This window comes from Pseudomonas sp. NPDC087342 (genome assembly GCF_044744265.1).
Taxonomy (GTDB): domain Bacteria; phylum Pseudomonadota; class Gammaproteobacteria; order Pseudomonadales; family Pseudomonadaceae; genus Aquipseudomonas; species Aquipseudomonas nunensis.
Genome location: NZ_JBIUXZ010000001.1, coordinates 650786 through 666299 on the forward strand (window position 1 = coordinate 650786; position 15514 = coordinate 666299).

At 59.7% G+C, this 15514-nt stretch carries 7 protein-coding genes; 3 read left to right on the top strand and 4 right to left on the bottom strand.

What is annotated here, in order from left to right; translation table 11 throughout:
• The first annotated feature begins 225 nt into the window (after positions 1-225).
• On the top strand, positions 226-4848 hold the full coding sequence (locus tag ACIOYV_RS03045; RefSeq protein WP_401322573.1) for an NEL-type E3 ubiquitin ligase domain-containing protein: 4623 nt from the start codon (positions 226-228) through the stop codon (positions 4846-4848).
• Positions 4849-4895: 47 nt separating this feature from the next.
• Positions 4896-8693, top strand: a complete 3798-nt coding sequence (locus ACIOYV_RS03050) for a dermonecrotic toxin domain-containing protein (RefSeq protein WP_401320716.1) — start codon at positions 4896-4898, stop codon at positions 8691-8693.
• Positions 8694-8765: 72 nt separating this feature from the next.
• Here ACIOYV_RS03050 and ACIOYV_RS03055 read toward each other — a convergent pair whose 3' ends face one another.
• The gene (locus tag ACIOYV_RS03055; protein WP_163909829.1) at positions 8766-9260 is read right to left on the bottom strand and encodes a DUF934 domain-containing protein; all 495 of its coding nucleotides are present in this window, start codon (positions 9258-9260) and stop codon (positions 8766-8768) included.
• A complete protein-coding gene (locus tag ACIOYV_RS03060) occupies positions 9244-10902 on the bottom strand; it encodes a nitrite/sulfite reductase (RefSeq protein ID WP_163909830.1) in 1659 nt (552 codons plus the stop codon). Before ACIOYV_RS03060 ends, ACIOYV_RS03055 begins: the two co-directional genes overlap by 17 nt.
• Before the next feature lie 521 nt (positions 10903-11423).
• On the opposite strand from ACIOYV_RS03060, the gene ACIOYV_RS03065 reads away from it, so the two are divergent.
• Positions 11424-12497, top strand: a complete 1074-nt coding sequence (locus tag ACIOYV_RS03065) for an ABC transporter substrate-binding protein (RefSeq protein WP_401320719.1) — start codon at positions 11424-11426, stop codon at positions 12495-12497.
• On the opposite strand, the gene ACIOYV_RS03070 is transcribed toward ACIOYV_RS03065, so the two are convergent.
• Positions 12494-12712 carry a DUF2970 domain-containing protein gene (locus ACIOYV_RS03070; RefSeq protein WP_054055132.1) on the bottom strand — a complete coding sequence of 73 codons (219 nt, stop codon included), beginning with the start codon at positions 12710-12712 and terminating at the stop codon, positions 12494-12496. The two genes, ACIOYV_RS03065 and ACIOYV_RS03070, sit on opposite strands and share 4 nt — an antisense overlap.
• Before the next feature lie 720 nt (positions 12713-13432).
• A partial coding sequence (locus ACIOYV_RS03075; protein WP_401320721.1) for a vitamin B12 dependent-methionine synthase activation domain-containing protein occupies positions 13433-15514 on the bottom strand: 2082 nt, incomplete at its 5' end.

Below are 15514 nucleotides of genomic sequence, written 5' to 3' on the forward strand. Positions count from 1 at the left end.
GTTACTACAACACCCCAAGATATGACGCCCGAAGAGCAAGGCGTTTTCTTCGATTTCTTCAAGCGTAAAAAACTCCCTGCATGGCTGCTGGAAGATACCTTGCAAAGGCGCAAAGGCCTGCACGCTGCCCTCGTCGCCAGTCATCACTCTCGTGCCGATGTCATCAAGGCCATCGCCGGATTGAAAAGTCCGGAAACGTTCTGTGCTCCATTATTGACCAAGGCCATGTCCGATAAGTTGGGCGAGCCCCTGGATATAAACGGCATTGTTTTTCAGCATATTCGCTCCACTTCAAGTTTTCTCGGGCTTAATAAAAAACTCGTGTTGCCTATCGACAGGGATTTGTTAGTCGCCGCGTGTGAGAACTTTGAGGAGAGTGAAACGCTTGCCAGTAATTATCATGAAAAGTCAGTGATCTATCAGCCGAAGCGCATTAACGGAAGAGCCAACAAAGTGCTGGATATCCAGCCCCATGAGTTTGCGCAACTGTGCCGCCAGCTGGACTTGGGCAAGCAATACCAGACGCACCTCGACAGTGTTTTCCAGCCTTATGTCAGCACCGGCGAGATTCGAAATAAATGTTCGGCCCACGCCCGGCGACAACTCGACGTTGATCGGCACACGGCGCTCATGCAGAAACACATTGGCGAGAAGGTTTTTCAGATGCTCGGAGAGCTCGTGGAAAACCAGGCGTCGATCAAGCTCGACACCCACGCCATCGCCTTCAAACGCCTGGATCTGATGGAGCATGCACTGCACGGCGCCATGCTGATCGTAGCAGTCAGTGATGGCGCCTACGCCGACAATCCCTGTGTGCTGTACTTGCCCGGTGACCCAAACCAGCCATTGAAGGAATACCCGACTTTCAGGCGATTTGAGCTCGGCCTGAGCGATCGATTGCGTACCGAGACTTTCGCGTCGTTTTGCAAGGGGTTGATTACCCTGGTGGATCGGTTCGGCTTTGAGGAGATGCTAAAACTGCGTCTGGGGCCGACAGTAAACTGGACGCTTCCATCGCATACGGGCTTTATTCGTGTAACGGCGATCGAGATCGGCGGTGATTTTTTCGCCGAGCTTTACCGCCAGCGCGTAGTCAGGGTGATGGCAGATGCACGGCAGCTGGTAGTGCCGACCGGCGATGAGGACGAAAAAACCCGTGTTGCACGGCTGGAAGGTTACAAGGAGTTGGGACTCGATATTGCGTTGTTCGCCGCGTCCTTCATTCCGGTGGTGGGTGAGGTATTGATGGCGGTGGCTGCGGTCCAGCTGTTGCTTGGGGTTTATCACGGCGTCGAGAGCTGGGCCGCCGGGGAGCAGGAACAGGCCACGGATTACTTCTTCGACACGCTGGAGAACCTCATCGTCATGGCGGCATTGGTCGCGGGCGGAGCGGCAGCGAAAGCCACCTTCCTGAAAGTCAGGGGTTCGAGCTTTGTCGAAAGCTTGCGCCGGGTCAGCTTATCCAGTGATGAGGAGCGTCTGTGGAAGCCGAGCCTGGTGCCTTACCGACAGGACATGACGTTGCCGGCCTGGCTCAAGCCCGATCAAAAGGGGCTGCGCTGGATCAACGATCAGGCCTACCTGGCCGTAGACAAACATGTCTATGCCGTTCGCCAGCAGGCGGACAGCGGTCTGTGGGAGGTGCAGAGGCCGGCGATCCGGGAAACTTATTATCCGCAACTCGAAACCAACGACGCCGGGGCCTGGCGCCACGATTCCGAACTGCCACAAGAGTGGGATCGACTGAAGCTGTTTCGGCGAATGGGCTATTCGGAGCAGGATATTCCAGACGCCAGGGCCCAGCAGATTCTGTCGGTCAGTGCCGTCGATGAGCGGATTTTGCGCCGCACGTTGATTGACCGCATGAACCCGCCGGCACTGTTGGTCGATACCGTTCGCCGCTTTGGTACCGATCAATCCGTGAGCCTGTTTATCGAGCAATTGCAGGGCGCAACCGCCGAATCCCTTGCCGACGCCGATCTACAATTGCGGTTATTGATGACCCTGAAGAAGTGGCCCGTGCAGACAGGGCTCAAGGTGGTCGATGTTGAAGGTCGGACCATGGAGGCATACGCTCACGAAGACGCCAAGACAACCACAAAAACTGTCAGCCTGACCCAGGCGCAGGTCAAGGAAGGGACGTTCTATGCGCCCCTGCTGGCGGGCTTGAGCGCCCCTGAAAAACAGAGCCTGTTGGACTCGGCATCCACGCTGCCCACCGAACAGAGCGAGGCATTGGTGAAAGTGCTGGCCGAGCAGGCTGATCACAAGCGACTGGAGCTGTTTGCCTGGATTTACCAGCGTGGTGTGCCTGTACAGGAAAGCCGCACCAGCCCCTTGCGCAATCAATTTTCCGACTTGCCGATCAGCGTGCTCGATGAGTTGGTGCATTACGCCGAGGACAGCGAATGGACCGAACTGGATGACGGCAAGGTCCCTTTGCGTCTGGCCGAGGAAGCCCGGCGCTTCCAACAGGTGGTGCGCATCAGCCGGGCCTACGAGGGACTGTACCTGAACGCGACCGGTGGCGTTGATACCGACCGGTTGGTGTTCAATACCATGAAGAATCTGCCGGGCTGGAAGGGCGATATTTATCTTCAACTGTTGGAGTACTCGTTCTACACCGAAGAATTCGCCAGCCTGGGCGCCGAAGATTCCACGCAGAAATTGCTGATCAGCGCTCATTCTGATCGCTATCAAGTGTTTGATGAGAACTACGACATCCGTAGCTACCTGTTGGGACGAACCCGCGAGCATTACTTCCAGGCCTTGTGGGATGGGTTGACGCCACTTCGTCGCCAGGCATTGGGCGTGGACGGGGACGCCGGGGCGCTGGTACTGCGTGAAAAAATCAACGCGCTGGCGCTGCAGCGCCGCGAGATGGCCGGCAATGCCTTGAACATTGCCTTTCGCCGCACGGGGTACGTGTCACCCATGCGCCTGGCGGATCCGTTGTTGGGCACCGGTTCTACTGTGCATCTCTCTGAACCCTTGGCGTCGCCGACCAAGTCTTCCGTATTGATCCATCGTGCCAAAGAGCTGTACCCCTCGCATTCGCCGGAGCAGATCGATCTGTTTCTGACAGGGTTGGGCCCGATCGAAGTACTCGCAGCCAGGCAACTGGAGCACCTCAGGCTCGAATACATAAAGATCGTCGAGGTGTTGCAGGGCTGGGTCCGTCGTGATTCCTGGTACCAGTTGGCGGATGAACCGCGGATCAAAGTATCGACACTGGCCAAATCCAGAATCGCCAGGGAAATCATCCGTTGCTGGCGCAGAGAAACTCCCAGCCGACTCAGCATTGACGGCCGACTGTATGAGCTGTCCCTGCCGCCGTTGCATGTGGGGGAATTGCCGATCGTTACCGGCGACTTCAGCCATGTCGGCTCGCTGGTCATGGACCGCATCGGTGTCAGCGCCGGGATGAACAGTTTCTTGCACAACTTCAAACAGCTGCGCCACCTTTCATTGGTCGGCAACGACCTGACACGAGTCTCCCTGGCTATTGGCGAGATGCCGCGTCTGGAAACCCTCAACCTGAGTGAAAACCAGATTCGGCTGACCAGCGCTACGGTCGATGTACTGGCTGGATTGACCCACCTCAAGACCCTGAACCTGAACAATAACCCGACCTTGAGCCTGGTCCCCAATGTCGCTCGGTTGACCCGGCTTCAGCGTCTTGAGTTAGGCAATACGGGCATCACTCAGTGGCCCGAAGGCGCCACCGGGCTGGCCGAATTGCAAGTGCTGGACCTTCGCAACAACCGCATCAGCCAGATCCCGGAAGACGTGTTTGCGGCTTCCGGCCGCTTGAACAGAGGCACCGATATTGGCGGTAATCCGTTGACTGCCGAGACAAGACGCCGGCTGGCTGCCTATCAACTCACCGCCGAAATCGGTCTGGGAATGGTGCTTTCAGGGCAATGGTCGGCGCTGGTTGGCGCCGTGGCGGACATGAGCATGAGCGCGACCTGGCTGACCGGCGTCAACGCGCAAGAGGCCGTGCAAAAACGCATTCTGTGGAGCTCGTTGTTGGCGTATCCGGACGGCACGCCGTTTTTTTCACTCTTGACGCAATTGCGCTATACCGCTGATTTCCGGATCGTCTATCGCTCGTTGCGCCAGCGGGTGTGGGACGTGGTCTCGGCGGCAGCCGAAGATGATGCCTTGCGGCGCGTACTGTTTCGCATGGCCAGCACCGGACGCAGCAGTGCCGACGGGATGTCCCTGTTGTTCAGCGACCTGCATGTGCGAGTGCTGTGCTACCGGGCCATGACCGTCGCCAGAACTGGAGTCGACGCTCTGGAAGGTCAACTGGCCCTGTTGCTGCGTGGCTTGTTCCGGTTGCAGGAAGTCGAACGACTGGCCCTCAATAACATCCTTTCGCGCCGACGCACCGGCCCGCTGACGGACGAACAGGCGATGGAAATCAGCCTGGCGTTTCGCGTTGGCCTGGCCGAGCGCCTGAACCTGCCCGCCCAGCCGCGTGAGTTGAACAATCGCCTGAGTGTCGACGTGATTCCACCCACGCTTGATTGGGTTTACGCCAAGGTGCTGGCAGCAGAGCACACGACGCAATTGCTCGACTGGATTTCGGTCCAGGAATTCTGGACCGAATACCTGGAAAGCACCCATCGCGAGCAATTCGACGAATTGGCTATCCGCAGCGCGCTCACCTTCGCTCAACTTGACGGCCAGTTGCATTACACCCGAGAGCAGTTCAACCAGAGCATGGACGGCATCGTCACCAATTACACGAATGAACGCTCGACGTTGTTCAGGCAACTGACCTCGCAAGCCCTGGCACGTCATCCCGAGCTAGTACTACCGGCTACTGAGGGGCGCTGAGAATGGCGCAGACAAAACATGGAACCCGATCACTGCAAGGATTGCACATGAACGCATTCATAGATTCAGGCAAGGCTACCGAGGTGATCTCCCATCTCGGGCTGGACGCGGTCTTGCCCATGACCGGTGCCCAATACGCGGCGAAGCTGATCCGTCAGCGTTGGGGTGAAGCGCCCTTGAGCGCGCTGCTGGTGGACCTCAATTACGATTTCTACGGTTATCCGGCCGTCGGCGACGTCCATCTGGGCAAGGTCCGGACTTCGCAAAGTCTGGTTCAGGTCCTGCTGAACAACTATCAGACGGTGGGCGCCGGCCGTTTTGGCGAGACCGCTTTTGGTTTGTACACGCCGCCGGCAGTGGGGCCGCAGGTGCGGATCATCGAGATCGACGAGTCGATCAACCCCGGCGGCGGCTTTCGCGATTACGAAGGTCTCTACCGGAAAACCAAACCACAGCGCTACGGCCCGGACACCCAACTGGCCCTGCAACCGGCGGAGTTCAAGCAATGGGTATGGGAGCTCGAATTCAAGGACCTGTATGCCGCGTACGTGCTTGATGCCTGGCCCGGCGACGAGACGATCCTGGCGTCGGCGGCCTATCCGTTACGTACCGGAGTGAAGACGGCATTTGTCATGGCGGCCTGGCTGCAACGCCAGGAGAACAGCTTGAGCGAGGCCGGGTTACGCCTGGCACTGCGCGCCGCCGGACTTGATCCTCGACAAGCCTGGGCACAACTGACGGTCGCGCAACTGCAAGTGCAGGCGCCGATTCCCCCGTCGGTCGAAGCGGCACGCCTGATGATCTATCGCTACACCTCCAGCGATATCTGGAGTTTCAAGGACAAGGCCAGTGGCCGCGTTGTGCTGTACGTGCCGGGAAACTCTTCACCGTTCCACGAGTTTGCCGATCTTCACGCCTTGCGCGCATGGCTGGTCGATAGCGGTCGCGATGCCACCAAGCGCCAGGCGCTGGCGGCGCATTTTGCCGAGGACGACCGCGAGGACGGCACCTTTCACGCCGGTGTGCTGACGGCCCTTGCAGGTATGGCCACATACCCTCGCCAATACCAGTTGAAAAAAGGTCACGGCTTCTTCAACAACGATGGTTACTGGCCGGCGGGTGATTACATTGATCTGCAAGTGCCGGAGGCGGCAACTGATCCATTTTCCCAGTGGGTGCGGGTCATGAAGCAAACGGCCGAGGCCAGCATCGAAAGCATTCGTGACGATGCCCAGGTCAATCGCGACAACCTGAGTGCAGTGGTCGAGCCGGTAGCGCAATGGATCGAGAAGTTTGGTCCGTTGGCCTTGTTCGTACCCGGCGCCGAGGGCTTGCTGGCACTGGCCGGGCTGATCGATGCCGGTTATGGGCTGGCGCAAGCGGTAGATGGCCTGACGCCGGATGAACGTTCGGCCGGGGTCACTCGCACGGTATTCGGTTTGCTCAATGCCTTGCCGGTCGCGATGGCCGGCGTGGCGCTCAAGACCGAAGAACACGCAGTGGCGGCGACGGTCCGGGAGCCTGAGTTGATCGAGGCACCCGCGCCGGCAATGGTCAGCGAAGGCGCCGCAGTCAACGAACGCCTGCGCCTGTTACGCGGTCTCGGACCCGAGGCAGCCTCCTTCAGCGATGAAGTATTGGGCCAGATTGCACATGTCTGCGATATCGACAATGACCTGCTGGCCATGATGCAGGCGGGTCGCCGTCCACCGACGCCGATCCTGGCGGACACCCTCGCGCGGTTCCGAATTGACCAGGAGGTGCGGCAGGAGTCAAACGCAGCCGAGCTATTCAGGCAACGCTACGCCGCGCTACAGCACTCGGAGCATGCTTGGGTAAAGCTGTTCCAGCAGCATTATCCCGGGTTGCCGAAAAACGCCATCGAACAGATTCTGGACCGCGCGGGCGTGGACATCGAGGTGGCTCATACCCCGGCCGACGCCAAACGTGTACTCAGTGAATTGAGCGCCAAGGCGCAGCAATACGCGTTGAATGTCCGATTGACTCGTGCCTACGAAGGTTTGTACCTGCAATCAGTGGAGCAGGCTGACAGCGACGTGCTGGCGCTGCATTCCCTGCGCCGGCTGCCGGGTTGGTCACCGCTGACCCGCATCGAAATCCTCGACGGCGTGTCGGCGAATCCTCGGGTGCTGGACAGCATCGGTCCTCGCAGCGGCGGTCACTATCGGCAACTGATCAAGCAAGGTTCGCGTTATCAGGCTAACCCTCCAGTCACCGGCAACACCGTGGGCTTCCCCACCGCGCTGCTGCAAGCGCTACCAGCGGAGCAGCGATCGGCATTGGGTTTGCGCCCGGACAGCGCGTTACAGGACTTGACGATGAAGCTCCGCGAGGCGGCCTTGCCCCGTGCCGAACTGGTCGTGGGGCTGCGCCGTATGGAGGCGCGGATGCCGTTCGACAGCCTGGGATTGCGCGGTGGTGGCTACCCGGCGACCGCGCAAGGTGGGGCGCTGTCGAGGAATCTGGTGAAGTGGCAGCTCCGGGAAATTTACCCGCAAATGACCGCGCAAGAGCTCGACGCATGGATTGACGACGCAGGTCTCAGCGCTCAGGCCCGGCTGGCCAGTCTCACCGATCAGTTGCAGCAGCTGCGTATCGACCTTGCGGACTGGATCGAACAGGTCGAAACCGATGCTGAGGATATGGACTTCGATTTGCTCGAACCGGGCGAGGAGGACGCCGAAGGGCTGAGTCTCGAAGTGATCGAAGAGGAAAATGATGGGCGGATCAATGAGGCCATCGATTATGAGCGCCGCACCCGTGTCGAACTGGCCAATGAACTGCAAGCCTTGTGGCAGCGACGTGGCAATACCGGCAGTCGCGTGTATTTCGAGGGACAGTTCGTGGGCTTTCAGCTCGATCTCGACTTCGATCAGCTGCACAGCCTCCCAGCCCTGAACGTCAAGTTGCCGGACGTCGTGGCGCTGTCGGCGGCGAATTTTGTCTTGGGCCAGCCTGCAAGCCTTTCAGGTTTTCTGGAGTGCCTGCCCAATCTGCGCACGCTGGATCTGGGGGCGACCGACCTGCGTGTCGTCATGCCGGGCGGTGGGGTGCGCGCCAGCCTGCCTGACGCCATCAGCCAACTGACGCAGCTCACCTACCTGAACCTTCAGGAGACGGGTTTGGTGCTGACTGAGCAAACCGCCGGCAAGCTCGGCGAACTGCCCCGTCTCGAAACCCTCGACCTCAGTGACAATCCGCTGGGTGTGCCGCCGGTGGTGTTGCAGATGCCGGCCTTGCGGCGCTTGTACCTGCGCGCCACGGGCATCCGGAATTGCCCGGTGGGCGTGCTTGATCACCCGTATCTGGAGCGTCTGGACCTGCGCGACAACCTGATTACGCGGATTCCGCCGACGGTCAGGAAACAGTCAGTGAGCGCGGATCATCTGCTGTTGGCGGGCAACCCGTTATCGGATGAGGACACTCTTCGCTGGGTCGTGACCCACCGCCAGCAAACCGGTATCAAGGTGTGGATGGGCCTGCCCAACGGCGATGTGCTGCAGCCCGATGCCTGGTTGGTGGGGCTTGCACCGGAGCAAATCGCGTTGCAGGTTCAGCGCTGGCAGCGACTGGTGGCGGAGGCGGGGAGCGAGCGGCTGTTTGAAACCTTGGAAGTGCTGCGGCGCACGGCGGATTTCCTGGTGGACTATGCGCCGTTGCAACAACGGGTCTGGCACTTGGTCGACACACTGGAGGCGTCACCGTCGCTTTGCCAGCACCTGTTCCGCGAAGTGCAGTGGCCGGCGATCAATTCGAACAACCCGTTTGCGGGTCTGGTGGGGCTCGAAGAGAGCATCGCGACTTATCGGGCGTCCGGCCAATAGCGCGGACTTTCTGACAGGCGAAAAAAAACCTCGGGCCCCGGCGCAATGCCGGGACCCAAGGCTTTTTAGCCATCAGCGGCGACGGAACAGCGGCAGCGGTTCGTCGGTGGCGGCCTGGTACGTCACCGAGAAGTCCTTGAGACCTTCAAGGGCTTCGTACGGATCTTTGTCGGCGCGAATCGCAAAGGCGTCGAACCCGCAACGGTGCAGGTAGAACAACTGGTCGCGCAGCACATCGCCAATCGCCCGCAGTTCGCCTTTGAAACCATAACGGTCACGCAGCAGACGGGCGTTGGAGTAGTTGCGGCCATCGGTGAAGGCCGGGAAATTCAGGGCGATGACCTGGAAGTTGTCCACGTCCTCGCCGATTTCTTCGGCCTCTTCATCGGCGTCCAGCCACACACCCAGGCCGCCATCGCGGGCCTTGAGCATGCGGCCGTGTTCGCGCCACAGCGACAGCGGGACGATCAGGTCGTCGCAGTTGCTGATCTCGTCGATGTTGAAATCCTTGGGCAGCAAGTGCCAGGTTTCATCGACGACTTCGTTGTTCTTAATGATTCGCTGCATAGACGCGCTCCTTGAAGAGGTCGATACCAATACGCTGATAGGTGTCGATGAAGCGCTCGTCTTCGTGACGTTGTTCGATGTACACGTTGATCAGCTTCTCGATCACATCAGGCATGGCTTCCTGGGCGAAGGACGGGCCGAGGATCTTGCCCAGGCTGGCGTCGCGGCTGGCGCTGCCACCCAGGGACACTTGGTAGAACTCTTCGCCTTTCTTGTCCACCCCGAGGATGCCGATATGGCCGACGTGGTGGTGACCGCAAGCGTTCATGCAACCGGAGATGTTCAGGTCCAGTTCACCGATGTCGAACAGGTAATCCAGGTTGTCGAAACGACGCTGGATCGATTCGGCGATCGGGATCGACTTGGCGTTGGCCAGGGAGCAGAAGTCGCCGCCAGGGCAGCAGATGATGTCGGTCAGCAAGCCGATGTTCGGCGTGGCGAAACCTTGCTCGCGCAATTCGCCCCACATCGCGAACAGTTGGGACTGTTCAACGTCGGCCAGGATGATGTTCTGCTCGTGGGAGGTGCGCAGTTGACCGAAGCTGTAACGCTCGGCCAGGTCGGCCACGGCGTCGAGCTGCTTGTCGGTGATGTCGCCCGGTGCAACACCGGTCGGCTTCAGGGACAGGGTCACCGCCACATAACCCGGCTTCTTGTGGGCCAGGGTGTTGCGGGTACGCCAGCGGGCGAAACCCGGGTGTTGTTTGTCGAGGTCGGCCAACTCGGCGCTCTGGTTGTCCAGGGCCTTGTAGTCCGGGTCGACGAAGTGTTTGGCGACGCGATGCACTTCGGCTTCGGTCAGCGTGGTCTGGCCACCGCGAAGGTGTTCCATTTCCGCATCGACTTTTTGCGCGAAGACTTCAGGGGTCAAGGCTTTGACCAGGATCTTGATCCGCGCCTTGTACTTGTTGTCGCGACGGCCATAGCGGTTGTAGACCCGCAGGATGGCATCGAGGTAGCTCAACAGGTCCTGCCACGGCAGGAACTCATTGATGAACGCACCCACCACCGGCGTACGGCCCAGGCCGCCACCGACCAGCACACGGAAACCCAGTTCGCCAGCGGCGTTGTGCACCGGCTCAAGGCCGATGTCATGGACTTCGATGGCCGCACGGTCGGAAGTCGAACCGTTGATGGCGATCTTGAATTTGCGCGGCAGGTAAGCGAATTCCGGGTGGAAGGTGGTCCACTGACGGACGATTTCGCACCATGGTCGCGGGTCGATCAATTCGTCGGCAGCGACACCGGCGAACTGGTCGGTGGTGACGTTGCGCAGGCAGTTGCCGCTGGTCTGGATCGCGTGCATCTGCACGGTGGCCAGTTCAGCGAGAATGTCCGGTATGTCTTCCAGCGCCGGCCAGTTGAACTGCACGTTCTGCCGGGTACTGATGTGGGCGTAGCCCTTGTCGTAGTCACGGGCAATCTTGGCCATCATTCGCGTCTGGCGCGAAGTCAGTTGGCCGTAAGGCACCGCCACCCGCAACATCGGGGCGAACCGCTGGATATAAAGGCCATTTTGCAGGCGCAGGGGGCGGAATTCTTCTTCGCTCAGCTCGCCTGCCAGATAGCGTCGGGTCTGATCACGGAACTGCTTGACGCGGTCCTCGATGATCCGCTGATCGTACTCGTCGTATACGTACATATAAGTCCTGTTCTCAGGCTTGGGCCGGTCGGTTCCAGTTGCGTTTTTCGCTTGCTGAAGTCTCCGATACTGCCTCGGCAATTCTGCGCGCACGGCCGCGCACTCCCTACGGAGCCGGGGCAAGATACCAGTTTGCAGTTATGCGCAAAAGTGATGTTTGAGTATATGTAAAGAACCAAAACGACTAACGAGAACCGTTATTGATAAACCCCTATTTGTGGTGAGGGCAATCGTCGTCTTTACTGTGGTCGAGTCTTTATGCAATCACCGATAAAACCGACAAGAGGCGATGCAATGAGCAACCCGACCAAAGCAAGGAAAAGCGACAGTACCGTTGACGCTTGGGCGATTTTGTTCCTGATCATACTGGTCGTAGGAACCGCCGTTTTCTGGGTCAGTCACCAATAGCGACCCGTCCGGGCCCGGTTCCGACGGATTGTCGGACAAAAACCGGAATAAACCCCGTTTTTTGGGCGTTCGCTGGCATAATGCGCGGCGAATTTCCGGGGCTCGGACCATTAATGTTGAAGTATCTGTGTGGTGTGTTGCTGACGCTTGGCTCGGTCTTCGGATCCTGCGCCCAGGCGGCATCGGTGCTGTTCCTGAGTCCGGGCAGTACCCATGAAGCGTTCTGGGTCAGCTATGGGCAATTCATGCAGGCTGCGGCCACGGACTTGGGCATGGACCTGCGGATTCTCTATTCCCAGCGCATGCCCGAACTGACGATTGCCCAGGCGCGCACGGCGTTGCAGGGGCCTGATCGCCCGGACTATCTGGTGTTCGCCAACGAACAATACGTCGCCCCGCAAATTCTGCGCCTGGCCCAGGGCAGCGGCGTAAAGCTGTTCATGGTCAACGCGTCCCTGACCGACAATCAATTGAGCCTGCTGGGTGAGCGCCCGGACCGGTTGGGCAGCCTGGTGCCCAACGATGAAGAGGGCGGCTACCTGATGCTCAAGGAACTGATCCGCCAGCATCCACCGGTGGCCCCCGGCGAATCCATCGACTTGCTGGCGTTTTCCGGCCTGAAGATCACGCCGTCGGCGCAACTGCGCGAGAAAGGCATGCTGCGCGCCTTGGCCGAGCACCCGGAGGTGCGCTTGCGGCAACTGGTCTACAGCGGCTGGACCCGTGATCGCGCATATGAGCAGGCGAAGATGCTGTTCCGGCGCTACCCGCAAGTGTCGCTGGTGTGGTCAGCCAATGACGAGATGGCGTTCGGTGCCATGCAGGCGTTTTCCGAAACAGGAAGGAGGCCGGGCGTGGATGCGCTGTTCAGCGCGTTCAATACCTCGCCCGCTGCGTTGAAGGCGATTATTGATGGACGCTTGAGCGTGTTGTTGGGCGGGCATTTCACCTTGGGTGGCTGGGCGATGGTGGAGTTGCACGATATTGATCAGGGCGTGGACTTGAATCAGTACGGTGGCCGTGACCGGCAACTGCCGTTATTGCAACTGATCGACAAGACCCAGGCCAGACGGATGCTGGCCATGGGCGATGCGCCGGATTTCGGGGTGAACTTCCGGCACCTGTCAGCCAAGGGGCGGCCAACGTCCTATCGCTATCCGTTCAACTTGCAAACCTTGATGCACTAAACCCCTGCCAGCAACAGCACCAGCTTCACGATGCCGAACAGCGACAGCGCGAAGACTGCGGTGAACAGAATCCCCAGAATCACGAAATGACTCGGCTTGCCGTGCGTGAAGTCGCGAGCGCGATTCTTCCCGCTCTGCACCCCGAACGCGGCCGCGACCACGCTATGCAGCATCTGCCACAAGGTTGGCGGCTTGTTGTCGACTGGATCGTCCATAAATCCCTCGTCATGTCTGTGTGAGCCATAAGCATAGCCAATCGCACAAAACCTGTAGGAGCGAGGCTTGTCCGCGAAGAGGCCGTCCCATCCAACATCTCTGTTGACTGTTAAACCGCCTTCGCGGGCAAGCCTCGCTCCTACAGGGGATGTGGGTTGAACCGAGTATTTGTGAACGACCACAAAACAAAGGTGGGAGCGGGCTTGCTCGCGAAGGGGTCATCACATTCAACCTCTTCGTTGACTGTCACACCGCCTTCGCGGGCAAGCCTCGCTCCTACAATGGGTCAGGGTTGAACCGGGAATTCGTGAACACCCCAAACTCCTGTAGGAGCGAGGCTTGCCCGCGAAGAGGCCGTCCCATCCAACATCTCTGTTGACTGTTAAACCGCCTTCGCGGGCAAGCCTCGCTCCTACAGTGGGTCAGGGTTGAGCCGGGAATTTGTGAACGACCACAAAACAACGGTGGGGCCGGGCTTGCCCGCGAAGAGGCCATCACATTCAACATATTCGCTGACTGTCACACCGCCTTCGCGAGCAGGCTCGCTCCCACAATGGATCAGGGTTAAACCGGGAATTTGTGAACACCCCCAATCCCCTGTAGGAGCGAGGCTTGCCCGCGAAGAGGCCGTCACATTCAACATCATCGTTGACTGTCACACCGCCTTCGCGGGCAAGCCTCGCTCCTACAATGGGTCAGGGCAGAGCCGGATGAGGGGCTTAGTTGTCGTACCCAAGGTTTGGCGCGAGCCAGCGTTCGGTGACGCTCAGTTCCTGGCCTTTACGCGAGGTGTAGCTTTGCACCTGATCCTTGTCGATCTTGCCCACGGCGAAGTATTGCGCTTGCGGATGCGCGAAGTACCAGCCGCTGACCGCCGCCGCCGGGAACATCGCGTAGTGTTCGGTGAGGAACACGCCGCTGCGGCCGGCCTTCATTTCGCTAGCCTCTGGGTCGAGCAGGGCGAACAGCGTGCCTTTCTCGGTGTGATCCGGGCAGGCCGGGTAGCCGGGGGCAGGGCGGATGCCGGTGTATTGCTCTTTGATCAACGCCTCGTTATCCAGCGTCTCATCCTTGGCATAACCCCAGTGCTCTTTACGCACCTGCTGGTGCAGCCACTCGGCACAAGCCTCGGCCAGACGGTCGGCCAGGGCCTTGACCATGATCGAGTTGTAATCGTCGCCCGCGTCCTGATACGCCTTGGCCACTTCTTCGGCGCCGATCCCGGCGGTGGTGATGAAGCCACCCACGTAGTCGGTGATTTCGCTGTCCTTCGGCGCGACGAAGTCGGCGAGGGAGAAGTTCGGCTTGCCGTCGGTCTTGATGATCTGCTGGCGCAAGTGATGCAGCTTGGCAATCGGCTTGCCGTCATCGCCGTAGACTTCGATGTCGTCCTCACGCACCTGATTGGCCGGCCAGAAACCGAACACCGCACGCGCGCTGATGAGTTTCTCGTCGATCAGCTTGGCGAGCATTTCCTTGGCATCCGCGTACAACGCGGTAGCCGCTTCACCGACCACTTCGTCTTCGAGGATGCGCGGGAACTTGCCGGCCAGGTCCCAGGAGATAAAGAACGGCGTCCAGTCGATGTATTCGGCCAGCACCTTCAGATCGATGTTATCCAGCACGCGAGAACCGGTAAACGTTGGTTTCACTGGCTCATAAGTGCTCCAGTCAAACTGCGGCTTCTTGGCGATGGACGCCGGGTAGCTCAGGCGTTCGGTGCGGGCGCTGCGGTTGGCGGTGCGCTCGCGGACTTCGATGTATTCCAGGCGGGTCTTCTCGATGAAGGCCGGCTTCAATTCCTTGGACAGCAACTGCGTCGCCACGCCCACGGCGCGGGAGGCGTCAGTGACGTAGATCACCGCGTCATTGCTGTATTTCGGCTCGATCTTCACCGCCGTATGCGCTTTCGAGGTGGTCGCGCCACCGATCATCAACGGCAGGTGGAAGTCCTGGCGCTGCATCTCGCGGGCGACATGGACCATTTCATCCAGCGAAGGCGTGATCAAACCGGACAAGCCGATGATGTCGCACTTCTGCTCTTTGGCCACTTGCAGGATCTTCTCCGCCGGAACCATCACGCCGAGGTCGACGATGTCGTAGCCGTTACAGCCGAGCACCACACCGACGATGTTCTTGCCGATGTCGTGTACGTCACCTTTCACGGTGGCCATCAGGATCTTGCCCTTGGCTTCCGGCTTGTCGCCTTTTTCCAGCTCGATGAACGGGATCAAGTGGGCCACGGCCTGCTTCATCACGCGGGCGGATTTCACCACTTGCGGCAGGAACATTTTGCCGGCGCCGAACAGGTCGCCAACGATGTTCATGCCGGACATCAGCGGGCCTTCGATCACTTCGATCGGCCGGGCGAACGACTGACGGGATTCCTCGGTGTCTTCAACAATGTGCGTGGTGATGCCCTTGACCAGCGCATGTTCCAGACGCTTGTTGACCGGCCAGCCGCGCCACTCTTCGGTCTCGGCTTCCTTGACGCTGCCGTCGCCCTTGTACTTGTCGGCGACGGCGAGGAGGGCGTCGGTGCCTTCCGGGGTGCGGTTTAGCACCACGTCTTCCACGGCGTCACGCAACTCGGCCGGGATCTGGTCGTAGATCTCCAGCTGACCGGCGTTGACGATGCCCATGGTCAGGCCGTTGCGGATCGCATACAGCAGGAACACCGAGTGAATCGCCTCGCGCACCGGGTTGTTGCCCCGGAACGAGAACGACACGTTGGACACGCCGCCGGAGGTCAGCGCATACGGCAGTTCGTCGCGGATGTAGGCACAGGCGTTGATGAAGTC